The organism is Paraburkholderia sp. GAS82 (assembly GCF_050436285.1).
GTDB lineage: Bacteria > Pseudomonadota > Gammaproteobacteria > Burkholderiales > Burkholderiaceae > Paraburkholderia > Paraburkholderia phenazinium_B.
Genome location: NZ_JBNDLX010000008.1, coordinates 275,232 through 301,127 on the forward strand (window position 1 = coordinate 275,232; position 25,896 = coordinate 301,127).

The following is a 25,896-nucleotide window of genomic DNA, read 5'->3' on the forward strand; positions in this document are numbered from 1 at the left end:
CGACATGGCGCCTCACGCCCATCACGAAGACGCCACATCGGACGGGCTTGAGCGGGCAGTGGCACGGATATCGCTATAAAGGGAGCGGTATCCGGCCCGCGTTGAACGATCCAGCCGCGTGCGCGATCCGTTGCGCTGACATCCATATGCATGGACGAGTCCAGCGGCATGGCGCGCGTCGTCGACATCGCGCCCGGCAAACGAGCGGGCCACCGGCGTTTGCCGCAGCGCGCGAGGGAGGGGGAATCAATCTCGCGGACCGGGGCCACGAAGGATCGGCAAAACGGTGACAGCGTTTCGCGCACATCGCGTGTGTTATGCAACGGCACGCGATGCGCAGAGCGACTCGGGGAGGCGATCAGGCTCGCAGATCGACAGGCCGCTCGCATACCACACACGCTTGAGAGACGGCGGCGACGAGGAGCTGGCGTCTCCTCGGGAGAGAAGTGATGAAGACCAGAATATTAAATCAGTACTGCTACGGGATAGCCGGCGGTATGGCGATGTTCGCCGCCGGCGCGGGGTTACTTTCAACTCAGGTCGCTTACGCCGGCTCCAGTGACGACGCTGCGAGGCTGACGGTTGCGACCGCTGCTCCGTTGCCCGCGAGCGGCGCGGCCACTACGACGCAGCTTGCGCAGAACGATCCGTCTGGAACCGGAGAAGCGGCTTATAACGCCACCGCGGCTGAGGACGTCGCTACGGTCTTCGGCGGTCTGGAATGCCGTGGCACCAACGCGGGTCACTGTGCGGCGCATGGTCGAAGCGGAGCGGCCGGTTCCAGCGGCAACGCCGGTGCGGGTAGCGGCGCAGGGGCCGCGGCCGGCGCAGGGCCGAGTGGAAATGGGGCGAGCGCCGGCAAGGGTGGTGGAAGCGGAAGCAGCGGCGGTGGTAGTAGCGGTAGTGGCCCGGGCGGCGGTGGCGGTAGTGGTCCCGGTGGTGGCGGCGGTAGTGGCCCAGGCGGCGGCGGTGGTAGTGGTCCCGGTGGCGGCGGTGGTAGTGGTCCGGGTGGTGGTGGCGGTAGTGGTCCCGGTGGCGGCGGCAGTGGCCCCGGTGGTGGCGGGAGTGGCCCCGGCGGCGGTTTCGGCGGAGGCTTTGGCGGCGGTTGCGGTTGCGGCAGCGGTCCCAGCGGTGGGTTTGGCGGCTTCGGTGGTGGCTTCGGCGGAGGCCTTGGCGGAGGTTTCGGCAATGGCGGCCACGGAGGCAAGGGTGGAAGCAGCAGTGGCGGAAGTAGCGGCGGGAAAGGACATTAGATCCAGGGAACGGCACCCCCGAGCCGTTCCTACCCCGCGGGCCGTGCTCCGTCGCGGCAGCCCTTCCCGGCGAGCGTAGGCGGTGGCGTCTCGATCCCCCGGTCGAGCGTCACCGCCACAGCCGGGATCGAGTCATCAACGATTTCGTCAGCGGCGTTGCGAGAGTCCCAATCACCCTCAGAGCATTTCAAGCGGCCGTTTGTTACGCGGCGGTTTGAAGTACGCGTCGATGGCCGCGCATTCGTCGGCGTCGAGTCGCAGTTCCAGCGCGCGCTGATTGTCGCGCACATGTTCAACGCGTCCTGCCTTCGGGATCGCGAACACGCCAGGCTGTTGCAGCACCCACGCAAGCGCCACCTGAAACACCGAGACACCACGCGCGTCGGCAATGTTGTCGAGCGCCGAGCGTTTCGGCAGGCGCGCATGATCCACCGGACTGTATGCCATCGCCGGCATGTCGTGGCCAGCAAGCCATGGGAGCAGGTCATATTCCGGGCCGCGTCGCGCGACGTTATAGAGAATCTGATTGGTCGCGCAGGCGTCACCGCCGGGTACCGTCATCAGTTCTTCCATATCGTCGGTGTCGAAATTGCTGACGCCCCAATGGCGAATCTTGCCGGCCTGCTGCAGGGCTTCGAAACCTGCCACCGTCTCTTCCAACGGCACCGAACCGCGCCAATGCAGCAGATACAGATCGAGGTGATCGGTTTTCAACCGCTTCAGGCTCTTTTCGCAGGCCGTCTGCACGCCGCGCCGGCTGGCGTTGTGCGGATAAACCTTGCTAACGAGGAACACGCGTTCGCGCAATCCGCCGAGCGCCTCGCCGAGAAGGCTTTCCGTCGCGCCGTCGCCGTACATCTCGGCGGTATCGATGAGCGTCATGCCGAGTTCGATGCCGGCGCGTATCGCCGCGATCTCCGCGGCACGCCGTGCGGGCTGCTCGCCCATCTCCCAGGTGCCCTGCCCCAGCTTCGGTATGTGCTCGCCGTCGGGCAAGCTCACAGTGGCGATATCGATCGTCATACGTTCTCCTTCGATTGCGGGCGACCGGCGGCGGGCGACCGGCGGCGGGCTGCCGGCTAATGCCTGCCGTATCAAGGACGGCCGGCTTCACACGACCGCGGACAGCGCGTTAAGGTCGCTCATTTTGGACGGCCCCGGTTCGCACAAGTTTATCCGCTTGCAGACCGTCAAATCGACCCCCCAGGCAAAAGCCCGCTATAACACAGCGCGCCAATGTCATAGAATTGCCGCTTGCCCTTCTTGCGTCTGCCACATGAACTCTGCCTCGGAAGACCGCTGGCGCGATCTGCGCCCGGACCCGGAAAACGATACGCCACTTTATCTGCAACTCGCTCGCAAGCTCGGCAACGCGATTCATGAAAACCGCTGGAACGCAGGCGAGGCGCTGCCGTCCGAGCGGGTGCTGTCCGACGCGCTCGGCGTCTCGCGGATTACCGCGCGCAAGGCAATCGCGCTGCTGGTCGAACAGGGTTTGATCCGCCGCACCCAGGGCGCGGGCAGCTTTATCACGCCGCGCTATGAAGATCCGCTCTCGCGTCTGTCGAGCTTCAGCGAGATGCTGCGGCGGCGCGGCTTTAGTCCGAGTTCAGAATGGATCTCGCGCGAGATCCTGCCCGCCAATCGCGACGAAGTCATTCAACTGGGTTTATCGCCAGCGGCGGCGGTGACGCGCCTGAGGCGCCTGCGCCTCGCGGACGGTATCGTGATGGCGGTTGAAAACTCGACGTTCCCGGCCGCGGTGATACCCGATCCGCAAGCCATCGGCGACTCGCTGTACAGCTATCTCGAGCAACGCGGTCTCGGGATCGTGCGCGCGCTGCAGCATTTTCGCGCCGTCAACGCCAGCGATGAGATTGCGCAGCAGATGAGCATTGCGCCGAATGAGGCGCTGCTGCTGATCACGCGCGTCGGCTACACGGCCGATCAACGCGCGATCGAACTGACCGACACCTATTGCCGCAACGATTACTACGATTTCGTCGCCGAGTTGCGCAAGTAGCTGCGCACGCGAGTAAATGCCGTACCGTCAGGCCAGCCAGGACGCTTCGTCGGTGCCGATCGGCACCGGCGGGCGGGCATAAAACGGTGGCGTCTCCGATAAACGCTCGGCAGGCAAAGTGCCACGCACGCGGCCGAACGGAGAATCCACAGTCTCCATGCAGTCCTGCAGATCTTCGGCGCCAACCTCAGGCGCGCGCCAGCCGTCTTCGATCTGTCCCATCGATTGCAGCCAGCGCCCAGTCTGCGCGAGCGACACGCGCACATGCCAGCTGCCGCCCTCAGTAGCCCGGCGCGCGAGCGCAACCATCGCACCAAACGCGGCCAGATAGCCGGTGGCGTGATCGAGCGCCTGACACGGCAGATGCTTCGGTTCATCAACGCCCGCCGCGCGGCTCTCGGTCCACGCAATGCCGCTCGCGGATTGCACGAGACTGTCGAAGCCGCGTCGCTGCGCCCAAGGCCCGGTGTGACCGTACGCGGAAATCGACACGTACACGATCCCGGGCCGCGCCTGCGCCAGCGCTTCGGGCGTAAAACCCAGCGCGGCGACTGCTCCTGGCCGGTAAGCCTGCTGGAACACATCGGCGTCGCGCGCCAGGGCGCGCAACTGGTCGCGCCCGGCCTCATTGCGCAGATCGACAATGGCCGAGCGCTTGCCGCGTCCATTGTCGATCACGAGCGGCGCGATATTCGGCAAGTGCGGACCGTTGACCAGCAGCACCTGCGCGCCGTGCTGCGCAAGTGCGCGTCCCGCCACCGGACCTGCAATGATCCGCGACAGGTCGAGCACGCGTGCCCCTGCCAGAGGCCGGTCGGCGCCGCCGCGGCCAGCAGGCTCCGGCGGCGCATCGCCGATGCGCGTGATCTCGAACAGCGGCAGATTGGCGATCGCCCGAGCCTGCTCGAGTGCAGCCCATTCGCGCGGCGAACGGATCAGCGCGGCACACAAACCCGCGTCGGCGAGCGTCTGATCCAGCGCTGCGCCATCCCAGCCGCGAATCGCCTCCGCTACCGCTGCGCGACTATTCGCACAACCCAGCACCTTCAGGATGCCCGCCAGATGATGCGGGAAGTTGGTGTGCAACTGAATCCAACGCCCGTCGCGCGTCGCGTAGAAACCCATCACCGGATCGCGCAAGGCAGGCGGCGGACCATCGTCGATACGCAGATACCGCTCGCTGCGAAACGCGGCCAGCGCGCGCCGCATATCGACTTCGACACGCTGCCGGCAACCGGTGCGCAGACGGAAACATTCGGCCGCGGCGAGACCCATCGCCGCGATCGTGGCCGTTGCGAGCGTGCCGACCCGGTACACGGACGGCAGACCTGGGTCCTCGCCGGTCAGCGTGACGGCGTCAAGCGCCGCGGCATCGCAACCGGCCGCGGTCCAGAGATGATCGAGTGCGAGGTGAGGTGTCATAAGCAGGGCCCCGAGCGGCGCGATGAAGTTGAAGGAGGAACTGAGCCGAGTCTAAAATTCCACCCTCTCACAATCAATCTTGATTAAGATAATCAATATATATTGATTTCTCCGGTTTCTTCACGTTCTTATGCCCATGGCCACCACACTCACCGCCACCGAAGCGGCCGCGCTGCTCGGCGTCAGCGTGCCGACGCTCTATGCGTATGTGAGCCGCGGCATGCTGCATTCGTCACCCGATGCGCACGGCAAGCACCGGTTATACGACGCGGCTGAAGTCCGGCGGCTCGCGCGCCGCAAGGCAGACGGCAAGCGTGCCGGCAAGGTCGCGCAGAAGGTGCTCGACTGGGGTGTGCCGGTGCTCGAGTCGTCAATCACGTTGATCGCGGACGGTCGCCTGCTCTATCGCGGCCATGATGCGGTCGAGCTAGCGCGCACGGCATCGCTCGAAGAAGTCGCGGCGCTGTTATGGGAGTGCAGTCCGCGGCGTCTTGCCGAAGCGCCGCCGGCGCCACTCGGCGCGGCGCAATGGGCCGCGTGGCTCAAATTGTGGGGTGACAGCACGCCGCTCGACCGCGCGCTGGTGCTGCTGCCTGCTGCCGCCGCGCAGATGCCACGGGTCTGGGCACAGGGCCGCGACGCGCAGCTCGATACCGCTTGCACCGTAATGCGTCTGCTGGCGGCGTCGATGATCTCCGCGGCGCCGTCGAATGAACCCATGCACCGGCAGCTCGCCGCCGCCTGGGGCATCCGCAACCGTCAGCAAATGGGCGTGCTGCGCGCCGCGCTGATCGCGTGCGCCGATCATGAGCTGAACGCGTCGACGTTCACGGTGCGCTGCATCACCTCGACGGGCACCCACCTGTTCGGCGCAGTGGCGGGTGGTCTTGCGGCGTTGTCGGGACCGCGTCACGGCGGCGAAACTGTGCGCGTGGCCGCGCTATTTGACGAAGCAGCCCGCGCACCGCATCTTGACCGCTTCCTGGCCACCCGCCTCGCCCGTGATGAGCACGGTGGCTACGGCGCCATCCTGTCCGGCTTCGGACACACGTTGTATCCGCACGGCGATCCGCGTGCGCGGGTGTTGCTCGAGTTATTGACGGAGTGCGCGCCGGCTCGCTCGCCGATTGCCGAGGTCCATGCGCTCGCGCGCGCGGTGCGCGAGACGAGCGGCGCCGAGCCGACGCTCGACTACGCGCTCGCATCCATTGAACGGGTATTGGGTTTGCCTGCGGGCGCCGCGTTTACGCTGTTCGCGGTTGGCCGGGTGGTGGGGTGGATTGCGCACGCGATGGAACAGACTGCGGATGGCCGCCTGATCCGGCCGCGAGCGCGATACATCGGGGACTACGAAGCGTGAGCGGTGCGCCTGCCGGATGTCGAGGCGGATGCAAGAACTGGCGGGCAAGGCGCTAGCAGGACACTGCCCGCGAGCGCCTCTGCGTTCAAACGCCCCCGCATCCTTCAGATGGTCTGCAACCAGCGCGGCACCCAACTCCAGAGGGACATCCGCGCCGTCTCCACAGCAGGCCGCACCCTTGCACCGGCCGCACCGCTCGCGAAAGCCAGCGCCAGCCGCGCGCCTCCCTGCCCCGCGCTCACCCACACGCGTGCGCCACGATTGAGCTCAAAGGTCTCGCCTGACGCAAGCCAGTAATCGCGCAGATCACCTTCCACGGTCAACCAGACCTGCCCCGCCATCACCTGCAGCGTAAGCGGCCGTGCTACACGCCAGGCGGTTGCCGGCTCACCGTGATCGAGTTCGAAAGTACGGATTTCACGCATCGCATTGCTCCTTGAACGGCTTCTCTGGTTGACACATTATTGCCGTGCGATGATGTAAACCCCATGCACAGTTCCGAACAGTTTCCGCGGAACTGTGCAGTGAAAAAACCTGACAGTTGCCCGAGTGTCATCTATCAGGCGCCGCCTTGCCGGCTTCCTATGCACGAGAGATCATGAAACTCGACATCGAACTCGACCGCGAAAACGGTGTGCCGTTGACCGACCAGATCGTCACCGGCGTCACGACATGGATCCGCTCGCGCTCCGCCCATCCGGGCGCCAAACTGCCGTCGATCCGTCAGTTCTCGACCGATCACGAGGTGAGCCGCTTCCCGGTCATCGAGGCGTACGACCGGCTGGTCTCCCTCGGCTACCTCGATTCGCGCCCGGGCTCAGGCTTCTATGTCGCCGAACGCCAGCGCAATGCGAGCGGCGCCCAAGGCAGCTCGGACCCGCGCCGCGCGGAAGACGAAGCGGTGCACATCCTGCAGCAGTTCAACCACCCGGGCGAGTCGCTCAAGCTGGGTAGCGGCTTTATCCCCGAGGCATGGCGCGATATGGACGGCTTGGGCCAGGCGATTCGTCACGTCTCGCGAGCGGATCCCACGAGCCTCGTCGACTATGCGACCCAACTCGGCAACGCGACGTTGCGCGAGCATCTGCAAAGCCGCCTCGGGCAACTCGGCATCGAAGCGGACGCCTCACAGATCCTCATTACCAACGGCGCGAGCCAGGCGCTCGACCTGCTGATGCGCTACATGCTCAAAGCCGGCGACATGATGTTTGTCGAGGACCCGGGCTACTACAACCTGTACGGTCTTCTGAAGCTGCATGGAGTGAAGCTGGTTGGCATTCCGCGCACCCGCAGCGGTCCCGATCTCGACGTCCTGCAGGCGCAACTGCGCATCCACCGGCCGAAGCTGTTCTTCGTCAACAGCCTGTTTCACAACCCCACCGGCACGACAATCGCTCCACCCGTTGCGTTCAGGCTGCTGCAACTCGCCCGCGAGCACGACTTCCGCATCATCGAAGACGACATCTACGCCGACTTCCAGACCGATGTCACCGACCGTCTCGCGACGCTCGACCAGCTCGAACACGTGATCTATGTGGGCGGGCTGTCGAAGACGCTGTCGTCGTCGCTGCGGATTGGCTACGTTGTCGCCGACAACGCGACCATCAAGGATCTCGCCGACATCAAGATGCTCACGAGTATCGGCGGTTCGCGCTTTGCCGAAGCAGTGGCCGTCGCCATGCTCGAGCGCGGCGCCTATCGCAAGTATCTGGAACGGCTGCGCCGCCGCATGCGCGACGCGCTCGGCGCCGCGGTGCAGGCACTCGAGGCGAGCGGCTGGGAGGTATTCGAGACACCGCTCGGCGGCAAGTTCGTATGGGCGCGCGTGCCGCATATCGCCGACTCCATGCGCCTCGTCGAATGCGGCGCGCCACTGGGCGTCACCGTCGCGCCAGGGAGCTACTTCCGGCCGAACGCCGAGGTTAGCCCATGGATTCGCATCAACGCGGCATACGCGAGCGATCCGCGCGCACAGGTTTTTTTCGATGCGGCGGCCCGGCTCGAACCTTGAACCGGGGTGCAGGGCAGAGGGCAAAGCGCCCTCCAAAGCTGCAAACCCTGCTGCACGGCCGCGCAGATTTCCCTAAAATGGGCACTCCTCAGCCCGTCCGGTGCGCGCGAGCAGCCGCCCTCCATGTCGAATCCGCCGAACGCCGCCCCCACACCCGCCCCCACCGCCCCCCAGCCAACCGCGCGCTCACTCACCGTGATGCTGTGGCTCGTCGCCACCGGTTTCTTCATGCAGACCCTCGACTCGACCATCGTCAACACGGCGCTGCCGGCCATGGCGACGAGTCTCGGCGAGCTGCCGCTGCGGATGCAATCGGTGGTGATCGCCTATTCGTTGACGATGGCCGTGATGATCCCGGTGTCCGGCTGGCTCGCGGACAAACTCGGCACACGCAAGGTGTTTTTCAGCGCGATTCTGGTGTTCACCATCGGCTCGCTGCTGTGCGCGAACGCGCAAACGCTCGATCAACTGGTGCTGTACCGCGTGATCCAGGGAGTGGGTGGCGCCATGTTGCTGCCCGTCGGACGCCTCGCCGTACTCCGCACGTTTCCCGCCGAACGCTATCTGGCCGCGTTGTCGTTTGTCGCGATTCCTGGGTTGATCGGGCCACTGATCGGCCCGACGCTCGGCGGCTGGCTCGTCAAGATCGCCTCGTGGCACTGGATCTTCCTCATCAATGTGCCGGTGGGCGTGATCGGCTGCATTGTGACCTTCATCTTCATGCAGGACAGCCGTAACCCCGATACCGCGAAATTCGACATCAAGGGCTATCTGTTCCTGGTGGTCGGCATGGTGGCGATCTCGTTCGCGCTCGACGGCCGTACCGAACTCGGCATCCAGCAGGCCACTGTGCTCGTGCTGCTGGTGCTGAGCCTTGCCTGCTTCGTCGCCTATGGGCTGCATGCCGTGCGCGATCCGCATCCGCTGTTCTCGCTCGATCTGTTCAAGATCCACACGTTCAGCGTCGGCCTGCTCGGCAATCTGTTTGCGCGGATCGGAGGCGGCGCCATGCCGTATCTGATTCCGCTGCTGCTGCAGGTGAGCCTCGGCTACAGCGCCTTCGAAGCGGGTCTGATGATGCTGCCGGTCGCCGCAGCCGGCATGATGTCCAAACGTCTCGTCACGACGCTGATCATGAAATACGGCTATCGGCGCGTGCTCGTCACCAATACCGTGCTGGTAGGCCTCGCCATGGCCAGCTTCGGGCTGACCACCCTCGCCCAGCCGCTGTGGCTGCGGCTCGTGCAACTTGCGTTCTTCGGTGGTGTGAACTCCATGCAGTTCACGGCGATGAACACCCTCACGCTCAAAGATCTTGGCACCGGCGGCGCCAGCAGCGGCAACAGTCTGTTTTCGCTGGTACAGATGCTGTCGATGAGTCTCGGCGTCACCGTCGCGGGCGCCTTGCTCGCAACGTTCACCGGACTGATCCACAAGGTGACCGCGGCGAATTCGCTGCCCGCCTTCCATGCGACGTTCCTGTGCGTCGGCATCATGACCGCTTGTTCGTCATGGATCTTCGCGCAACTGGCGGCCGACATCCGTCGCACAGCGAAGAAAACCGACCCGTCCGAACGGACCTGAAAACGCCCAACGCCAGCTGGCCCACATGGCCGCCTGGTAACGGCCTGCACGGCCCTGCGCTCGACCCGTGACGGGGCGCGCGGCGCACCATGTCTGTGCGCTGCATAGCCGCAACGCACCTCCCGGCGCACAATGAGTCCTCGACAACGCTGGAAGGGTAATTCCTCCGCGAGCATGGTTCTTGCTCGCCTATCCTGTAAACTGGCCGCTTAGGCGTGCCAACTGCGCCGCCATCCTTCACACGACTGACACATGATGAGCATGATCGAACTCGATCCTCCCGGCTTCCAGCCTCCGCGCCCCATGGCGGGCGATGAGGGCTCCCGGCGCACCGTCCTGTACGGCGGCTACACGGTGTTCAGCGTGTTCCAGCCGGTGTTTTCCGTATCGCACCGTCGCGCGATCGGTTATCACGCCTCGCTGCGCGCTCACGACGAACATGCCAAGCAGGTGCCGTCGCACGAAGTGTTCACCCAGGCCGCGCGGCGCGGCGATCTGCTCGAACTCGGACGGCTCGCCGAATCACTGCATCTGGGCAACTTCAACGCGTTCGAGAGCCATGACGAATGGCTCTTCCTGAGCCTGCATCCCGCCGCGCTGATGGATACCAGCTACGGCGACGCGCTGCTGGCCGGCCTCAAGGCCCTCGGCCTGCCGCCGCAACGCGTGGTGCTGGAGGTGTCGGAGCAGGCTGGCGGTGAGACTACGCGTTTCGCCGAGATCGTGGATGCGCTGCGCAAATCGGGCTTTCTGATCGCGCTGGACGGCTTCGGCGCCAAACACTCGAACATCGACCGCGTCTGGAACCTGCGGCCCGATATCGTCACGCTCGACCGCTGCATCCTCGCGCAGGCGAGCGAGCATTCGCATATCGAACGCGTGTTGCCGGGGCTTGTGTCGCTGCTGCACGAGTCGGGACAACTGGTGCTGATGGGCGGCTTGTCCACCGAGCGCGACGCGTTGATCGCACTCGAATGCAACGTGGATTTCGTGCAAGGCGCCTTTTTCGCAGGACCAAGCGTGGAGCCAGTGCAGCCGCAGGCAGCGGCTGGTTTGATGGATGCGTTGTCTGCCGCGCTGCGCGAACGGGTCGGGGCACGCGAACGCGCCCAGGCGGCACGGCTTGCGCCGTACGCGAAAGCGCTCGAAACCGCGAGCGCATTACTGGTGGCGGGTGAATCAGTGGCTCAGGCCACGGCGCCGCTGCTGGCGCTCGGTGAAACCGCGCGCTGTTTCGTGCTGGACGGCTCGGGACGGCAGATCGGCGACAACGTGTTGCCGCCGGGACGCGCGTCGCAACGGGCCAAGCGTTTCCGTCCGTTGCTGCATTCGGAAGGCGCGAGCTGGGAGCGTCGGCCGTATTTCATCGGCGCGATGCGCACGCCGGGTCAGGTGCATCTCACGCCACCGTATCTTTCGATCAACGAAGCGCACCTTTGCGTGACCGCTTCGATTGCCGCGCAGACACCGCGCGGTATGCAGGTGCTATGCGTCGATATCAACTGGGAAGTCGCCGCACACCGTAACTGACGCGCGCTGCGCTGTAAGCCATGCGCGCTCGCGGATCTCGTTGAGTATCTGCCGTACGGCCGGTAAGCCGAAATTGCGACGCGCGGTCTGAAGATGCGCGGCACGCGTGACGATGCGCAGTTTCACGATCCGGCCGGCGCTAATCGATACATCGAGTAGCGCGGTGATCTCGCCATCTAGCATGAGCGCTACTCCCGGGGCGCCGTCGATCGACAGGCACTCGGCGTGTACCATCGTTGCGGCATATCCTCTGCGCAGTTGTTGCAGCGCCCGCACCTCTCCGATCTCTTGCATTGCGCTCATCACGGCCGCTCCGGCTAGCGACGTCACCGTGTTCACCCAATCCATTGCAGCGACCACGGGCTCGTCCACGCGAACCGGCGCATCGCTGACAATCTCCGGCGCGTCACTAAACAGTTGCAGCAAGCCCGCTCGATCCTGCGCCTCCAGCGCTGTCCGCAGGCGCTCGACGAGCCGTGCATGCTGTATCGGGTCCGGGCGTCTTACGGGCGCACCGTCGCGCTGCAAACGGGCTTTCGCCCGATGCACGATCTGCCGGCAAGCCGCCGGCGTACGCTCGAGGATCCTCGCAATCTCCGCGTAGTCGCAGTCGAACGCCTCGTGCAGTACGAAGGCGGCCCGCTCATCCGGCTTAAGCCGTTCAAGCAGCAGCATCAGTCCGTACGACATCTCCGCCGAACGCAACGCCAGTTCCTCCGCGGAAGGCGCCAGTTCGTCAAGCCACGGTTCGGGCAGCCAACCTTGGGCCTGCACACTGCGCTCCAGTTGCAGATGACGCAGCCGGTCAATCGCGAGACGTGCAGTAAGCGTGGTCAGCCATGCCGCCGGCGTGCGCACTTCGCGCGTATCGGCGAGATGCCACTTCAGCCAGACGTCCTGCACCACGTCTTCCGCCTCGGCGCGGCTGCCCAGCATGCGGTACGCCAGCGCAACGAGTCGCGCGCGGGCGGCCTCGAAGGCGGATGACTTGTCGACGGTGGGTTCGGTCATGCGTGCTGCTCCCATAAACGTGAACTGTTTTTTGGCGCGTAGCTAAAGCGTGGACAAAACCGCGCAGGCTCAGACACGCCAGCAGTGCGGCAAGCGCACCGCAACCCGCACCTTTTGAATCCTGACGTTCGAGCACCGCACGATGTGACAGGTCAGCACAAAAATATTTATGTCACACCCCGGCGCGCGCCCTCGTCATGGGGACAGTCACTCACATCCGCAGCGGCGGTGCGGGACTGGCCACTCACTCAAGCTCATTCAACCTGATCCAGCTTAACCCCAAGTTAGCGAGGCGCACATGCATTCCACCTACCCGTCCCTCAACGGCCTCGGTCTCGTGCCGACCGTCATCGAACAGTCCGGACGCGGCGAGCGCGCCTATGACATTTTTTCGCGGCTGCTACGCGAACGGATTGTGTTTCTCGTCGGTCCGGTCAACGAGCAGTCCGCGAGCCTGATTGTCGCGCAGTTGCTGTTTCTCGAATCCGAGAACCCTGACAAGGATATTTCCTTTTACATCAATTCGCCGGGCGGCTCGGTCTACGACGGGTTCGCGATCTACGACACCATGCAGTTCATCAAGCCGGAAGTATCGACGCTCTGCACGGGTTTCGCGGCGAGCATGGGCACGTTTCTGCTGACCGCCGGCCAGCGCGGCAAGCGCTATGCCTTGCCGAACGCACGCATCATGATCCACCAACCCTCCGGCGGCAGCCAGGGCACCGCCGCCGACATCGAGATTCAGGCGCGCGAAGTCCTGTATCAGCGCGAACGCCTGAACGCGATCATGGCCGAACACACGGGACGCAGCATCGAAGACATCGTCAAGGATACCGATCGGGACAACTTTATGACCGCGGCGGATGCGAAGACCTATGGGCTGATCGACGACGTGCTGCAGACCCGCCAGCAGACAGAAAACTCGTAGCCGGTCGCAGGGACGCTATCATGGGCGCGATCCGTCGAGTTCGACGGTCGCCTCATTGGAGAAATACATGGCGTCATCCAACGAAACCATCAGCATGGCGCTGTTCTGCGACTTCGAAAACGTCGCCCTCGGCGTACGCGATGCGAAGTACGAGAAATTCGACATCAAGCTGGTGCTCGAACGCCTGCTGCTCAAGGGCAGCATCGTCGTCAAGAAGGCGTACTGCGACTGGGAGCGCTACAAGAGCTTCAAGGGCACGATGCACGAAGCCAACTTCGAGCTAATCGAGATTCCGCACGTGCGCCAGTCGGGCAAGAATTCGGCGGATATCCGTCTGGTCGTCGACGCGCTCGATCTCTGCTACACCAAATCGCATGTCAACACCTTCGTCATCATCAGTGGCGACTCCGATTTTTCGCCGCTGGTTTCGAAGCTGCGCGAAAACGCGAAACAGGTGATCGGCGTGGGCGTTCAGCAGTCCACGTCCGACCTGCTCATCGCGAACTGCGACGAATTCATTTTCTACGACGACCTGGTGCGCGAAAGTCAGCGAACTGTCGTCAAGCGCGAGACGGCGCGTCCGGCACAGCAGCCGACCGCTACGGCCAAGCGCACGCCGAATGAAGAGAAGCGTCCGAAGGAAGATCTCGAAACGCGCCGGACCAAAGCGGTGGAAATCGCGGTACAGACCTTCGATGCGCTCGCCTCGGAACGCGGCGACAGCGGCAAGATCTGGGCCTCGGTGCTGAAAAACGCTATCAAGCGCCGCAAGCCCGATTTCAACGAAACGTATTACGGCTTCCGTGCGTTCGGCAATCTGCTGGAAGAAGCACAGGCACGCGGTCTGCTCGAATTCGGCCGCGATGAGAAGTCGGGCGCGTACGTGTATCGCAGCAATGTCGTGACGACGCTCAGCGAAACCATTGGTGAGACGTCAGAGCAAACGCAGGAGCCGGCGGCCGCGGAACCGGCACACGCCGCGCAGCAGGGAGACGGTGGTCACAAGCAGGACGCTCGCCGCCGCGGGCGCGGCAACCGTAAGTCGCAGCGCGACGCGCCGGCAGCGGTACTCGCAGAACCGGCGGCGAGTCACGAGGACGCTGAGACGTCGCCGCACGAACCGGAAGACACTTACTTCAACCACGGCGGCAGATCGCCTTTCGCTTACGACGAGCCGGACGAGCAGCCAGCGGAACCAGCGGCCCAGCCCGGGTTGTTCACGTTCGACACAGCACCGGAACCGGAATCAGAGCCGGAAGCCGCTGTTGAAGGGCGTGAGGAAATTGCTCCGGAGACACCCCGCAAGGGACGCGGCAGCCGCAAGACTGCGGCGAGAAAAACGAAGAAGGCCGCACCGGAATCGCACGACGCTGCACCTGCAGTCGCAAGCGAAGCGCCACACGAGGAGGTACCCGCTCAGGCTGTGGTGGAGGCCCCCGCGGCCGTCAAGACCGCGCGTAAATCCACGACACGCAATCGTCGTCCGCGCAAGGCCGCGGCTACCTCATAAGTCAGCGCGAGACCGGACGCAACGCGTCCGGTTGAAGACTATCCGTCCTCAGAAGCGGTGCGTCATGCCCACGGTGGCGAGAACCTGGTTGGTACCGGGTTCGCTCACCGTGACGCCCGGCCAGCTGACGGTCGAGGTACCGTTGTTCTTCATGTAGCCCGCGCGGACATAGAAACTCGTGCGCTTCGAGATCGAATGATCGGCACCGATCTCGAAGCCCGGCGTGTTGTCATGCGCGCCGCGCACGTTGCGCTGCAAAGCCGCGATCTCGATCGTATCCGCAGCCGTAGCCTGGATCGTGGCACCCAGCTCGGCGATGCTGAGCGAATGCGCCGTGCCGAGCACCGCTGCGAGAGACCTGGGCGACGGATCTTGCGCGCGCTGATACGAGTAGTTGAACTGGAAGTTCACAATACCCACCCGATAAGCGAGCGCGCCGATGAAGTGCTCGGTGCTGAGCAGAGTGAGCGCGGTCGGCAGACCTGCGATCGTCTCCTGCCCCGGATGCTGATTGACATACGAAAGACCCGCATACAAGCCATAACCCGTATAACTCGCGCCGAGGTTGAGCATATTCCCCGTGGTCGCCGGCACCGGCTGGGTCACGGTGGCGGCAAACGCGTACATGCCGTAGAGCTGCACGCCACCGAGATTCGGCGACTGATAAAGCACGGAGTTGCTGGCACGGCCGGAGTCGTACTGCGTCGAGAGCGTTTTCTTGTCGACCGCGAGCACGTCTGCGGAGAACGGTGAGAGGATCTCGTTGACGCGAAACGGATCGGTCGGATAAACGACGCGAAAACTGGGCTCGTACTGCCGCCCGAACGTCAGCGAGCCATAGCTCGAGTGGTTCAGGCCAACCCAAGCCTGCCGATAGAACAGCGAAGTCGTATCCGCGAAAAACGTGCCGTTATTCAGGTTAAAACCGGTTTCGACATCGAATTGCGCGGACAGACCTCCGCCGAGATCCTCGTTACCTTTAAGGCCAAATTGCGAGCCCGCCGCGCCGCCACTTCGTTCGGAAAACGAATGATTGCCGCCGTTGTCGAGGTATTGGATGAACGTGTCGGCCACGCCGTACAACGTCACACTCGAGTCCGCCGCCACGGCGCTGCCTGCGGCGAGAACCAGCGTGGCCCCGCAGATACCCTGACTGATCAAACGCATGCATGTCTCCTCATTTTTGATAGCCGCTTGTTGCGGGCTTTGATTACATCTCTGCGGTACAACCCGGTCGCTGTCTCCATCCGATCTGGCCAGTCAGGTGCGCGCGATCCTTCTCTCAGGTTCCGTGTGCCCGGCTTCGCTGAGATGCCGGTCAGGTCGAAAAATAGAATGGGCGTGCTAATTTGAAGTCAATTAGACCCGCAAAGCCATTGCATTCTTTTCATGACGAGCTTGCAGAAGATGCATGCTGGCGCGGAGACGCGATGGGAGGCCGTGGCGCTCTAAACGCCTGCGTGCGAGAGGGTTAAACCGGGTTGACGTTGCAGATGTGGCCAAGGCGGCCAGCGGGAATGAAACGAGGGGGAACTGACACGCACAAAAAGCAGAAAGCCCTCGCGTTGGAGGGCTTCACTGTCACTAGCTTACTAACGGCTCGAAGTTTAATCGCGGCGTCGCGATTGCCGGACTTTGCAAACTATCCGTTTACACCGGGCGGCTACACCACACCGCCGGCATGAAACTTACGCAAAATTCTTCGCTGCAAAGTCCCAGTTCACGATGTTCCAGTATGCTTCGACGAACTTCGGACGAGCGTTGCGATAGTCGATGTAGTACGCGTGTTCCCACACGTCGATCGTCAGCAGTGCCTTCGCGTCCGTGGTCAACGGCGTGGCAGCGTTGCTGGTCGACACGAGGTCGAGCGAGCCGTCTGCTTTCTTCACGAGCCATGCCCAGCCCGAGCCGAACGTGCCGACTGCGGTCTTGGCAAACTCTTCCTTGAACTTGTCGTAGGAACCCCACTTCGCGTTGATCGCGTCGGCGAGCGCGCCCTTCGGTGCACCGCCACCTTGCGGCGACAGGCTGTTCCAGAAGAACGTGTGGTTCCACACTTGCGCGGCGTTGTTGAAGACGCCGCCCGATGCCTTCTTGACGATCTCTTCGAGCGACAGGTTCTCGAACTCCGTGCCCTTGATCAGATTGTTCAGGTTAGTCACATAGGTCTGGTGGTGCTTGCCGTAGTGATACTCGAGCGTCTCTTCCGACATGTTCGGAGCGAGTGCGTTCTTTGCAAACGGCAGCGGCGGGAGCGTATGTTCCATGGTGCTTTCCTTCTATCTGTGTGTGGGGGGTCAGTCTGAGGATAACGCTGTAGAGCACTCGATTGTAGGCGACTTGGAATAACCCCGCAAACCAACGGCCTTTATGTCGGATATGCGTTAGAAAGTCGCCAGGACAACCGTAACCAGTGCTCACGCAATGCACGTGCCACGGTCAAAAGTACGTCGGCGTAAGAGCGTCAGAAATCGTCGGACAGACGTGCTTGCACATCGGCCAGCGTGATATCCGCAGCGCCCTCTGCAAGGTGCACAGTCAGATGACGCCCCGGTTTCAGCGCGGCCGGCGCACGCAGTGCGCGACCATTCTGCGCGTCGAGCACAGCCGCGTAGCCACGCTCGAGCGTGCGTTGCGGACTCAGCACCTCGAGACGCGCGGCCAGCGTCGCCACGCGCGCTGTATGCCGTTCGTGCTGGCGCAACGCTGCGCCGTCGAGCCGCTGCGCAAGTGCGTTCAAGGTGGCACGATGCGCAACGAGATCCGGACGCCAGCGCTGCCAGCGCATCTGCAGCAGCGAAAACCGCGCTCGAGCATCGCGCACCGGACGCGCACCGGCTGATCCAAGACGCACGCTGAGTTGCTGCAAATGCGTGCGTTGTCGCGCGAGCCGCTCGGATGGCGAGACGAGCCGCCGTGCGAGCCAGTCGAGTTGTTGCGCACGCCGCTCCATCATGCGGCCAAAGCCGCGTGCGAGCGTGGCATGGCGGTGATCGAGATCGCGTAACAACAGCACGCGTTGCGGACTGACGAGCTCGGCGGCGCCGGTCGGTGTCGGCGCGCGCACGTCTGCAGCGAAATCGGCAATCGTGAAATCGGTTTCGTGACCGACGCCGCTCACCACCGGTACGCGGCTTTCGGCAATCGCTCGCGCCAGTACTTCTTCGTTGAACGCCCACAGGTCTTCAATCGAGCCGCCGCCGCGACAGACAATCAGTACATCGACCTCGCGCCGCGCGTTGGCCGTCTCGACCATCGCTGCCAATTTCGCGCTGACGCCCACGCCCTGCACCGGTGCCGGATACACGATCACCGGAATATGCGGCGCACGGCGCAACAATGTGGTCAACACGTCGCGCAACGCCGCGGCCTGCAATGAAGTGACGATGCCAATTGCCCGCGGATGCGTCGGCAACGGCCGCTTGCGCTCCGCGGCAAACAACCCCTCCGCTTCGAGTTGCGCCTTGAGCTTCAGGAACGCTTCAAAAAGCCGCCCTTGCCCGGTACGGCGCACGGCTTCGACGTTCAGTTGCAACTCGCCGCGCGGTTCGTACATCGTGACAAGCGCCCGCACTTCGATCCGGTCGCCTTCGCGCGGCGTGAACTCGGCGTGCTGCGCGCGGCCGCGGAACATCACGCAGCGCATCTGCGCCTGCGCATCCTTGATCGAGAAATACCAGTGACCGCTCGCGGCGCGCGTGAAATTCGACACTTCCCCCGCCACCCAGATGAGCGGGAAAGAGCGTTCGAGCATCGTGCTGATGGCGCGATTGAGCGCCGACACCGGCACAACGACGTCGCCACCGGGCGCGCCCGAAGACGAAAAGGGACTTTCGGAGTTCATGCGATGAATAGGGATGACAGGCCGGACAGACGATAGACCGAGCAGCCAATCACGTCCAGCACGTTGTACGAATTGTTAAAAGTGTCCACATGTCGGGAGGAGCGTGAAAGGCCTTGTAAGGATGCGTGCAGAGGCCCGTAATGCCGATTTAACCTTTTGATTTATAAAGCATTTCTATCTCATATATACCGATGCACGCCGACAGGACCCGCGCCGAATGGCCCTCCCAGCCCCGCCGGAGGCGAGTTCTCCACAAAGTTATCCACAGGCTGAGGAGACCGGTCCCGCGTCTATCGCGCGGCCGTGTGTCACGCTGGCGACTTGCGGCGCACGACGCTCGCGCGCTAGAGTGCCGGGTTTTAAGGGCATCATGAGCGACACGCCGCTTATGCAGCGCTCGCCATGCCCTGCCCTGATCGTCCCGCCCGGAGAAACGCGTTGATACCTGTCCCGTGTATCGCGTCACCTGAACCGGTGCCGCAGTTGCGATTGCTGCGCACACCGGCGTTGGCCTCATGAGCGAGGTCAAGCACCAACTTGAAACGCGTCTTGCGCGCGAGTGGCAACAGCGCGGCCCGCTCGCGTGGGCCATGCTGCCGTTTGCCGGCATCTTCGGCGCGATCGCCGCGGCACGTCGCGCGGCCTTTGCGCTCGGCTGGCTAAAGGCGATACGCGTCGGCGTGCCAGTCGTAGTGGTGGGCAATGTGACGGTCGGCGGGACCGGCAAAACGCCCACGGTGATTGCGCTCGTCGAAGCGCTGCGCGTCGCGGGCTTCCAGCCCGGCGTCGTGTCGCGCGGCTATGGCGCGCGGGTCAACCGGCCTACGCCCGTCACAGCCACTTCGGCGCCGCAGGATGCCGGCGACGAGCCTTTGCTGATCGCGCGCCGCACCGGCGCGCCGGTCTGGGTCTGTCCCGACCGGGTGGCGGCGGCGCAAGCGCTATGCAGCGCGCATCCCGAGGTCGACGTGATCGTCAGCGACGACGGTCTGCAGCACTACCGCCTCGCCCGCGACGCCGAACTCGTGGTGTTCGACCATCGCCTCGGCGGCAACGGCTTCCTGCTGCCGGCCGGGCCGTTGCGCGAGCCGCTGTCGCGCCGCCGCGACGCCACGCTGATCAACAGTCCGTACGAACGCACGCTGCCGCCCTGGCCCAACACCTTCGCGCTCTCACTCACGCCAGCTGACGCGTGGCATCTCGGCAACCCGGCGCTGCGCAGGCCGCTTGCGCAGTTCAGCGGCGATCGCGTGCTGGCCGCGGCTGGCATCGGCGCGCCGGAGCGCTTCTTCGCGACCTTGCGTGCCGCGGGCGTGAAACCCCAGACCCGTGCGTTACCGGACCACTATGCGTTCACCAGCAATCCATTTGCCGATGTCGATGCAGATGCGATCCTGATCACTGAAAAGGATGCGGTAAAATTGGGGGCCTGGCACGATGCGCGCATCTGGGTCGTCCCCGTCGAAGCTGCGCTCGATCATCGCCTCATTGAATTAGTTGTGGAGAAAGTCCGTGGACGCTCGCCTGCTTGAAATTCTCGTCTGCCCGATCTGCAAGGGCCCGCTCAGCTACGATCGTCCGGCGCAGGAGCTCATCTGCAACGCAGACAAGCTGGCGTATCCGATCCGCGACGGCATTCCCGTGATGCTGGTGGACGAAGCGCGTCAAACCGTCGAAGGCACCCCGGTCGAGCCTTTGCATCCTGCGCCTGGAGCCTGATGCCGTAGTCCTGATGGGCAGAGCCGTTCGTTCCGCTTCGTTGTTTTTTCTGCGCGCGCCGTAGCTGGGGCGCGTCCCGTTCCGCGTCCTCTTCGGCGCCTTCTTTGGCCCCCTGTTCGGCGCCTTGTTCCGGTTTTGCCGCCGCGTTTCCCATGACTCAACCCACGTCCACCGTCCCTGCCGCCCCGCCGTTCATTGCCGTCGTACCCGCGCGGCTCGCCTCGACCCGTCTGCCCAACAAGCCGCTCGCCGATATCGGCGGCAAGCCGATGGTCGTGCGCGTTGCGGAGCGGGCGCTGGCCTCGGGCGCGCAGCACGTGCTGATCGCATCGGATGCGCAGTCGGTCCTCGACGTCGCACGCGAACACGGCATCGAAGCCATGCTGACGCGTGCCGATCATCCGTCGGGCACCGACCGTCTTGCCGAAGTCGCGGCACATTACGGCTGGAGCGACGACACGATCGTCGTCAACGTGCAGGGCGACGAACCGCTGATCGATCCCGCACTGGTGTGCGGCGTTGCGTCGCACCTCGCTGCGAGCCACGGCTGTGCCATCGCAACCGCGGCACACCCGATTACCGACCCGGCCGAAATCTTCAACCCGAACGTCGTCAAGGTCGTGCTGGACGCGCGCGGCGTTGCGCTGTACTTCTCGCGCGCGCCGATTCCCTGGGCGCGCGACGCGTATCAGCCGCACTGGCCGGACGTCGCCGCGATGCCCACGCCGCCCGCGCCTGCCACGGTCTACCGGCATATCGGGTTGTATGCGTACCGTGCAAAGTTTCTGCGCTCGTACCCAACGCTCACCCTCTCGCCAATCGAACAGGCCGAGGCGCTAGAGCAACTGCGTGCCATGTGGCATGGCGAGCGGATCGCCGTGCTCGTCACCGGCGAAGCACCGCTGCCGGGTGTCGATACCCCTGCGGACCTCGCTCGCGTAAGGTCGTTATTCGGTCCGTCGGCGTAAAAACCCGTGGCATAATCAAACGGCTGTGCGCACCATCTGCAATGATCGTTGGCCAGGGTTTGCCCGGTCGTCCCGCCGTCCCCCTTGCAGCGCCGTCGTTCACGACGTGCAGCGCGAGGCGCACTGCGGTCACTTCGAAGCGGGCCCCCTGAGTCCAATGCGCGGATGCCTTAAGCGTAGCGCCACCCAAGAATTCACATAGATCTGGAGATATCACATGCGTTTGATCCTTTTGGGTGCTCCCGGAGCGGGTAAGGGCACTCAGGCAACGTTCATCAAGGAAAAATTCGGCATTCCGCAAATTTCCACCGGCGATATGTTGCGTGCGGCCGTCAAGGCTGGCTCGCCGCTCGGCATTGAAGCCAAGCGTTCTATGGATGCAGGCGAACTGGTGTCGGACGAGCTGATCATCAATCTCGTCAAAGAGCGTCTGAAGGAAGCGGATTGCGCCAACGGTTATCTGTTCGACGGTTTTCCGCGCACGCTGCCGCAAGCGGAAGCCATGAAGCAGGCCGGCGTCGCCATCGACTACGTGCTGGAAATCGACGTGCCGTTCGACGAGATCATCGTGCGGATGAGCGGCCGCCGCGTGCACGCTGCCTCGGGACGTACGTATCACGTCAAGTTCAACCCGCCGAAGGTCGACAACGTCGACGACGTCACGGGTGAACCGCTGATCCAGCGCGACGACGACAAGGAAGAAACGGTCAAGAAGCGTCTGGAAGTGTATGTTGCGCAGACCAAGCCGCTGATCGAGTACTACACCACGTGGGCCAAAAACGGTGACGCGTCGAGCAGTTTGAAGGCGCCGCAGTACCGGGCTATTTCCGGCCTGGGCACCGTCGACGAAATCCGCACGCGTGTGTTCGATGCGTTGAAGTGAATTCGATGAAGTGAGGTGGTGAGACGCGCGGGACTTTGGATTTTTTGCCCTCTCACAATACGTCAGATCCGCTTCGCTAAAACCCGCCCACATGGGCGGGTTTTTTATTCGCACTTCGCTTTACGCGTTGCATTCGCGGCGCGTGATCCGCGCAGTCAATTTGCTCAGTTATCCCGATCAAATTTCTGGCCACATTCAAGCACCACTCCGGTGCAACCACCCGCCCTTTTCTTTCCGCGCTGCAGCACAGCCGTTACAATCGACCATCGAAAAGATATTCGATCGTGACGATTACTGAACTGAAGCAAAGGAGCAGACATGGAGATTCGTGACAATGTATTCCTGATCACCGGCGGTGCATCGGGTCTCGGCGCCGCCACTGCGCGCCTGTTCGCCGCAGAGGGCGGCAAGATCGTCGTTGCCGACCTCAATCAGGATGCGGGCACGGCACTCGCGCAGGAACTGGGCGGCGTGTTCGTGAAGTGCGATGTCAGCCGCGAAGACGACGCTACGCAAGCAGTCGATGCCGCGATGAAACTCGGCACGCTGCGCGGCCTGGTCAATTGTGCGGGAGTCGCGCCGGCTATCAAGACCGTGGGCAAGGACGGCCCGCATCCGCTCGACTCGTTCACGCGAACGATCTCGATCAACCTGATCGGCACCTTCAACATGATTCGCCTTGCCGCTGCGGCGATGGCGAAGAACGAGCCGAATGCGAATGGCGAGCGCGGGGTGATCATCAACACGGCATCGGTGGCGGCGTTCGATGGCCAGATCGGCCAGGCCGCCTATGCCGCATCGAAGAGCGGAGTGGTGGGGATGACGCTGCCGATCGCACGCGATCTGTCGCGCAACGCAATCCGCGTGATGACGATTGCACCGGGCATCTTCGAAACGCCGATGCTGCTCGGCATGCCGCAGGAAGTGCAGGACGCGCTCGGCGCGATGGTGCCGTTCCCGCCGCGTCTCGGCAAGCCGGCGGAATACGCAATGCTGGCCAAACAGATCTTCGATAACCCGATGCTCAACGGCGAAGTGATCCGTCTCGATGGAGCCATCCGGATGCAGCCGAAGTAGCGGGAGCGGTTCGCCGCCCGTCATATGCCGCGACGACCGCGGCGTATGGCGTGCACGCCCCGGCGAATCTCAGTCCCGGTCGTTGTGCTGCGTACGTTGGCGCAACTCATGCAACTGCGACTCGACGACCGTCGCATCGTCCGCATCGGGGCGGTCGCCCAGGTAGCGCTCCAGATCTTCGAGCGCCGGGCGCAGATAATCGAGCCGCGCATAAGCGAAGCCGCGATCACGCACTTCCTCGATGCTCTCAGGCAGCAGAATCACCAGCCGCTGTTGCACGCCCAATAGACGCTGCCAGCGTTCCGTCTGAAGATAGGTCGACTTCAGGTTGCGCAGCATGCGTGCAATGATCTCGCGCCGGGTGGCCGGCTGCAGCAGCATGCGCAAAGCACGGCTGACCGACTCGCCCGCCGACGCCACATAGGGCTCCAGCATCTCGACCATCTCCGACTCTGAGAGCGAGTGCCCGGTGGTCGGATCGAGCATCACGTCACCATCGGGCGTGGTCACGCGCAACAGGAAATGACCGGGAAACGCCACACCGCGTACCGGAACACCAATCTGCTCGGCCATCTCCAGATACAGCACGGCAAGCGAAATCGGAATGCCGCGGCGCCGTTTCAACACCACGTTCAGATGGCTGTTGTCGGGGTCAAGGAAATCGTTGAGGTTGTTGCCGAAACCCAGCTCGCGGAAGAAAAAGCGATTCAGGATGCCGACCTTCTGCTTGATGTCAGCATCGGCTGGCATGCGGCGCTGCAGGCGCACCACCAGTTCGTCGATCTCGGCGAGTGCGCCTTGCAGATCGAGATCGGGATAAGCGTCCTGTGCAAGCGAGAGTGCTGCCTCGGTCAGGGGCAGACTGTCGTCTTCGGCGACCAGCGTGCTGAAATAGTCGAGAACCCGCGTCGTCGTGATCACTTCACTCGCCTTCTGAAATACGCGTATTTGAAGCCCATCAGCCAAAGCATACCGAAATATAGCGCAGCAAACAGAACCAGGCACGCCGCCAGCAACACGATACGGGCAAGCGGCTGGGCATGTAAGCCGATCCAGTCGAAGCTGATGGAAAACCAGTGCATGACGCCCGCGAGCACGAGGCACGCCCCGATCATCTGCACGAAGAAAACCAGCCAGCCACCCGACGGCATATAGATACCGCGCCGGCGCAAGCCGACGAACAGCAACAGCGCGTTCACGCAAGCGCCGAGCCCGACGCTAAGGGTCAAACCCGCATGAGCGAAGATCGGGACGAAGACGAAATTGCTCAACTGCGTGACGACCAGCACGCCGACCCCGATCTTCACCGGCGTCTTGATGTCCTGCTTCGCGTAGAAGCCCGGCGCGAGGATCTTGATAAGGATCAGCCCAATCAGGCCGACACCATAGGCGGCCAGCGCCCGGCCCACCATCACGACCGAGTGGGCGTCGAACTTACCGTAGTGAAACAGCGTAGCGGTGAGCGGCTCGGCAAAGAAAAACAGCGCGATCGCGCTCGGCGCGGCGAGCAGGAAGGTCACACGCAGGCCCCAGTCGAGCAGAGACGAGTACTCGTGCGGGTCGGCATCGACGTGCGCCTTGGATAGACTCGGCAGCAAGATCGTACCGAGCGCAACGCCCAGCAGCGCGGTGGGAAACTCCATCAGCCGGTCGGCGTAATTGATCCACGACACCGCTCCGGGCCCGATCCGCGACGCAATATTCGTGTTGATGATCAGGCTGATCTGCGCCACCGAGACCGCGAACATGGCCGGCACCATCTTCGAGAGCACGCGCTTGACGCCGCGATGCGCGAGCGAACGCACCGGGTTCCAGCCGATCTTCGGCACCATGTCGATCTTCTTGAGACCGGGCAACTGCACCAGAAACTGCAGCATGCCGCCGACGATCACGGCCCACGCGAGCGCGTAGACCGGCGTTTTCATATGCGGCGCGACGAACACGGCCGCGACGATGAACGCCACGTTCAGCAGCACCGGTGCAAAGGCCGGCAGCGAAAAGTTCTTGTAAGTATTCAGGACGCCCGAGGCCAGCGACGTCAACGAGATGAATACGATGTACGGAAACATGATGCGCGTCATCGTGACGGCGAGCGGATACGCCTGACCATCGTGCGCGAGGCCGGACGCCACCACGAACACCACGCCGGAGGCGCCCAGCACGCCGAGCAGCGAGAGAATCGCCAGCGCCCAGGCAAGGACGGTGGAGGTTGCGTCGACGAGCGCCTTGGTCGCGTCGTGCCCCTGCTGATTCTTGAACTCGGCGAGAATCGGCACGAACGCCTGCGAAAAGGCACCCTCGGCGGAAATCCGGCGCAGCAGGTTGGGAATGCGGAAGGCGACGTAGAACGCGTCGGTAAACTGGCTGGCGCCGAACGCGCGGGCGATCAACGTTTCGCGGGCCAGGCCGGTCACGCGCGACAGCAGCGTGAAGCCGCTGACCGTCAGCAGGGCTCGGAATAGATTCATGGGGGGCTTATTATAAGGGTGCCGCAGGTGCGGACGATGAGCCTTGACGCGAATCGGACCGATTTACGCCGCAGACGTTCGATTTCGCGCAAAGCGGGCCGGGAACCGGAGAGCGTCAGCAGGAGCGCCCGGGCGTCAGATCGCCCATTTTCGTTTGCCACGTGCCTGTTTTTGTTGCTATAATCGCCGGTTTCGACGCTCGCTCAATTTTCGGACGGCATTCAGATGCCCTCTCGATGTCTGTTGGAACGAGCCAGATTTCGCGTAGTTGAATTACCAATTTCGACATTTTTTGCGCTCTTGGG

General features: G+C 63.6%; 22 protein-coding genes. 13 read left to right on the top strand and 9 right to left on the bottom strand.

All coding sequences use genetic code 11. The features are described 5' to 3' along the window. The first annotated feature begins 449 nt into the window (after positions 1 to 449). Positions 450 to 1,253: a hypothetical protein gene (locus P3T17_RS25280; protein WP_429409277.1), complete on the top strand. Its 804-nt coding sequence runs from the start codon at positions 450 to 452 to the stop codon at positions 1,251 to 1,253. 177 nt (positions 1,254 to 1,430) lie between these two features. On the opposite strand, the gene P3T17_RS25285 is transcribed toward P3T17_RS25280, so the two are convergent. Next, positions 1,431 to 2,276 (bottom strand): aldo/keto reductase, encoded by an 846-nt coding sequence (locus P3T17_RS25285; RefSeq protein ID WP_429409278.1) that lies wholly within the window; start codon positions 2,274 to 2,276, stop codon positions 1,431 to 1,433. 253 nt (positions 2,277 to 2,529) lie between these two features. On the opposite strand from P3T17_RS25285, the gene P3T17_RS25290 reads away from it, so the two are divergent. Then, positions 2,530 to 3,276, top strand: coding sequence for a GntR family transcriptional regulator (locus P3T17_RS25290; RefSeq protein ID WP_074263530.1), 747 nt, complete (start codon positions 2,530 to 2,532; stop codon positions 3,274 to 3,276). Positions 3,277 to 3,303: 27 nt separating this feature from the next. On the opposite strand, the gene P3T17_RS25295 is transcribed toward P3T17_RS25290, so the two are convergent. After that, positions 3,304 to 4,698 carry a CoA transferase gene (locus P3T17_RS25295; protein WP_429409279.1) on the bottom strand — a complete coding sequence of 465 codons (1,395 nt, stop codon included), beginning with the start codon at positions 4,696 to 4,698 and terminating at the stop codon, positions 3,304 to 3,306. A gap of 130 nt (positions 4,699 to 4,828) precedes the next feature. Between P3T17_RS25295 and P3T17_RS25300 the strand changes: the two genes are divergently transcribed. Further along, positions 4,829 to 6,058 (top strand): citrate/2-methylcitrate synthase, encoded by a 1,230-nt coding sequence (locus P3T17_RS25300; protein ID WP_429409280.1) that lies wholly within the window; start codon positions 4,829 to 4,831, stop codon positions 6,056 to 6,058. 104 nt (positions 6,059 to 6,162) lie between these two features. Here P3T17_RS25300 and P3T17_RS25305 read toward each other — a convergent pair whose 3' ends face one another. Then, complete coding sequence (locus P3T17_RS25305) at positions 6,163 to 6,483, bottom strand: DUF2917 domain-containing protein (RefSeq protein ID WP_429409281.1); 321 nt, start codon at positions 6,481 to 6,483, stop codon at positions 6,163 to 6,165. 173 nt (positions 6,484 to 6,656) lie between these two features. Between P3T17_RS25305 and P3T17_RS25310 the strand changes: the two genes are divergently transcribed. From P3T17_RS25310 to P3T17_RS25320, 3 genes are all read left to right on the top strand, one after another. After that, positions 6,657 to 8,069 carry a PLP-dependent aminotransferase family protein gene (locus tag P3T17_RS25310; protein ID WP_429409282.1) on the top strand — a complete coding sequence of 471 codons (1,413 nt, stop codon included), beginning with the start codon at positions 6,657 to 6,659 and terminating at the stop codon, positions 8,067 to 8,069. Between the two features lie 123 nt (positions 8,070 to 8,192). Continuing rightward, entirely contained in the window at positions 8,193 to 9,653 is a 1,461-nt protein-coding gene (mdtD, locus tag P3T17_RS25315; RefSeq protein ID WP_429409284.1) for a multidrug transporter subunit MdtD, read from the top strand. Between the two features lie 255 nt (positions 9,654 to 9,908). Next, positions 9,909 to 11,183: an EAL domain-containing protein gene (locus P3T17_RS25320; RefSeq protein ID WP_074265940.1), complete on the top strand. Its 1,275-nt coding sequence runs from the start codon at positions 9,909 to 9,911 to the stop codon at positions 11,181 to 11,183. Here P3T17_RS25320 and P3T17_RS25325 read toward each other — a convergent pair. After that, positions 11,139 to 12,194 (bottom strand): sigma-70 family RNA polymerase sigma factor, encoded by a 1,056-nt coding sequence (locus tag P3T17_RS25325; RefSeq protein ID WP_429409286.1) that lies wholly within the window; start codon positions 12,192 to 12,194, stop codon positions 11,139 to 11,141. The genes P3T17_RS25320 and P3T17_RS25325 overlap by 45 nt on opposite strands. A gap of 298 nt (positions 12,195 to 12,492) precedes the next feature. Here P3T17_RS25325 and clpP point away from each other — a divergent pair, with 298 nt between their 5' ends. Both clpP and P3T17_RS25335 read left to right on the top strand, forming a co-directional pair. Further along, complete coding sequence (gene clpP / locus P3T17_RS25330) at positions 12,493 to 13,122, top strand: ATP-dependent Clp endopeptidase proteolytic subunit ClpP (protein WP_074263523.1); 630 nt, start codon at positions 12,493 to 12,495, stop codon at positions 13,120 to 13,122. Between the two features lie 67 nt (positions 13,123 to 13,189). Further along, the gene (locus P3T17_RS25335) at positions 13,190 to 14,632 is read left to right on the top strand and encodes an NYN domain-containing protein (RefSeq protein ID WP_429409287.1); all 1,443 of its coding nucleotides are present in this window, start codon (positions 13,190 to 13,192) and stop codon (positions 14,630 to 14,632) included. 48 nt (positions 14,633 to 14,680) lie between these two features. On the opposite strand, the gene P3T17_RS25340 is transcribed toward P3T17_RS25335, so the two are convergent. The 3 genes from P3T17_RS25340 to xseA all read right to left on the bottom strand — a co-directional run bounded on the left by P3T17_RS25340 (position 14,681) and on the right by xseA (position 18,476). Continuing rightward, complete coding sequence (locus tag P3T17_RS25340) at positions 14,681 to 15,799, bottom strand: porin (protein WP_429286843.1); 1,119 nt, start codon at positions 15,797 to 15,799, stop codon at positions 14,681 to 14,683. Between the two features lie 521 nt (positions 15,800 to 16,320). Then, positions 16,321 to 16,899: a superoxide dismutase [Fe] gene (sodB, locus tag P3T17_RS25345; RefSeq protein ID WP_074263520.1), complete on the bottom strand. Its 579-nt coding sequence runs from the start codon at positions 16,897 to 16,899 to the stop codon at positions 16,321 to 16,323. 197 nt (positions 16,900 to 17,096) lie between these two features. Then, complete coding sequence (gene xseA / locus P3T17_RS25350; RefSeq protein ID WP_429409288.1) at positions 17,097 to 18,476, bottom strand: exodeoxyribonuclease VII large subunit; 1,380 nt, start codon at positions 18,474 to 18,476, stop codon at positions 17,097 to 17,099. A 515-nt stretch (positions 18,477 to 18,991) separates the two neighbouring features. Here xseA and lpxK point away from each other — a divergent pair. From lpxK to P3T17_RS25375, 5 genes are all read left to right on the top strand, one after another. Next, positions 18,992 to 20,008, top strand: a complete 1,017-nt coding sequence (lpxK, locus tag P3T17_RS25355; RefSeq protein ID WP_429409289.1) for a tetraacyldisaccharide 4'-kinase — start codon at positions 18,992 to 18,994, stop codon at positions 20,006 to 20,008. Beyond that, a complete protein-coding gene (locus P3T17_RS25360) occupies positions 19,989 to 20,195 on the top strand; it encodes a Trm112 family protein (RefSeq protein WP_074263517.1) in 207 nt (68 codons plus the stop codon). Before lpxK ends, P3T17_RS25360 begins: the two co-directional genes overlap by 20 nt. A gap of 152 nt (positions 20,196 to 20,347) precedes the next feature. Beyond that, positions 20,348 to 21,163, top strand: a complete 816-nt coding sequence (gene kdsB, locus P3T17_RS25365) for a 3-deoxy-manno-octulosonate cytidylyltransferase (protein WP_429409290.1) — start codon at positions 20,348 to 20,350, stop codon at positions 21,161 to 21,163. A 217-nt stretch (positions 21,164 to 21,380) separates the two neighbouring features. Continuing rightward, positions 21,381 to 22,046 carry an adenylate kinase gene (adk, locus tag P3T17_RS25370; RefSeq protein WP_429286839.1) on the top strand — a complete coding sequence of 222 codons (666 nt, stop codon included), beginning with the start codon at positions 21,381 to 21,383 and terminating at the stop codon, positions 22,044 to 22,046. A 318-nt stretch (positions 22,047 to 22,364) separates the two neighbouring features. Further along, positions 22,365 to 23,123 (top strand): 3-hydroxyacyl-CoA dehydrogenase, encoded by a 759-nt coding sequence (locus P3T17_RS25375; protein WP_429409291.1) that lies wholly within the window; start codon positions 22,365 to 22,367, stop codon positions 23,121 to 23,123. Positions 23,124 to 23,192: 69 nt separating this feature from the next. On the opposite strand, the gene P3T17_RS25380 is transcribed toward P3T17_RS25375, so the two are convergent. Both P3T17_RS25380 and murJ read right to left on the bottom strand, forming a co-directional pair. Continuing rightward, positions 23,193 to 24,044 carry a SirB1 family protein gene (locus P3T17_RS25380; protein WP_074263513.1) on the bottom strand — a complete coding sequence of 284 codons (852 nt, stop codon included), beginning with the start codon at positions 24,042 to 24,044 and terminating at the stop codon, positions 23,193 to 23,195. Then, entirely contained in the window at positions 24,041 to 25,591 is a 1,551-nt protein-coding gene (murJ, locus tag P3T17_RS25385; RefSeq protein WP_429409292.1) for a murein biosynthesis integral membrane protein MurJ, read from the bottom strand. Before murJ ends, P3T17_RS25380 begins: the two co-directional genes overlap by 4 nt. Positions 25,592 to 25,896: the final 305 nt, after the last annotated feature.

Coding starts and splice junctions, on each gene's coding strand:
- sodB (WP_074263520.1), bottom strand. CDS start 16,899: ATGGAACATACGCTCCCGCCGCTGCCGTTTGCAAAGAACGCACTCGCT.
- P3T17_RS25310 (WP_429409282.1), top strand. CDS start 6,657: ATGAAACTCGACATCGAACTCGACCGCGAAAACGGTGTGCCGTTGACC.
- P3T17_RS25295 (WP_429409279.1), bottom strand. CDS start 4,698: ATGACACCTCACCTCGCACTCGATCATCTCTGGACCGCGGCCGGTTGC.
- P3T17_RS25285 (WP_429409278.1), bottom strand. CDS start 2,276: ATGACGATCGATATCGCCACTGTGAGCTTGCCCGACGGCGAGCACATA.
- P3T17_RS25335 (WP_429409287.1), top strand. CDS start 13,190: ATGGCGTCATCCAACGAAACCATCAGCATGGCGCTGTTCTGCGACTTC.
- P3T17_RS25320 (WP_074265940.1), top strand. CDS start 9,909: ATGAGCATGATCGAACTCGATCCTCCCGGCTTCCAGCCTCCGCGCCCC.
- adk (WP_429286839.1), top strand. CDS start 21,381: ATGCGTTTGATCCTTTTGGGTGCTCCCGGAGCGGGTAAGGGCACTCAG.
- kdsB (WP_429409290.1), top strand. CDS start 20,348: ATGACTCAACCCACGTCCACCGTCCCTGCCGCCCCGCCGTTCATTGCC.
- lpxK (WP_429409289.1), top strand. CDS start 18,992: ATGAGCGAGGTCAAGCACCAACTTGAAACGCGTCTTGCGCGCGAGTGG.
- xseA (WP_429409288.1), bottom strand. CDS start 18,476: ATGAACTCCGAAAGTCCCTTTTCGTCTTCGGGCGCGCCCGGTGGCGAC.
- clpP (WP_074263523.1), top strand. CDS start 12,493: ATGCATTCCACCTACCCGTCCCTCAACGGCCTCGGTCTCGTGCCGACC.
- P3T17_RS25325 (WP_429409286.1), bottom strand. CDS start 12,194: ATGACCGAACCCACCGTCGACAAGTCATCCGCCTTCGAGGCCGCCCGC.
- P3T17_RS25340 (WP_429286843.1), bottom strand. CDS start 15,799: ATGCGTTTGATCAGTCAGGGTATCTGCGGGGCCACGCTGGTTCTCGCC.
- P3T17_RS25300 (WP_429409280.1), top strand. CDS start 4,829: ATGCCCATGGCCACCACACTCACCGCCACCGAAGCGGCCGCGCTGCTC.
- P3T17_RS25290 (WP_074263530.1), top strand. CDS start 2,530: ATGAACTCTGCCTCGGAAGACCGCTGGCGCGATCTGCGCCCGGACCCG.
- P3T17_RS25280 (WP_429409277.1), top strand. CDS start 450: ATGAAGACCAGAATATTAAATCAGTACTGCTACGGGATAGCCGGCGGT.
- mdtD (WP_429409284.1), top strand. CDS start 8,193: ATGTCGAATCCGCCGAACGCCGCCCCCACACCCGCCCCCACCGCCCCC.
- murJ (WP_429409292.1), bottom strand. CDS start 25,591: ATGAATCTATTCCGAGCCCTGCTGACGGTCAGCGGCTTCACGCTGCTG.
- P3T17_RS25375 (WP_429409291.1), top strand. CDS start 22,365: ATGGAGATTCGTGACAATGTATTCCTGATCACCGGCGGTGCATCGGGT.
- P3T17_RS25305 (WP_429409281.1), bottom strand. CDS start 6,483: ATGCGTGAAATCCGTACTTTCGAACTCGATCACGGTGAGCCGGCAACC.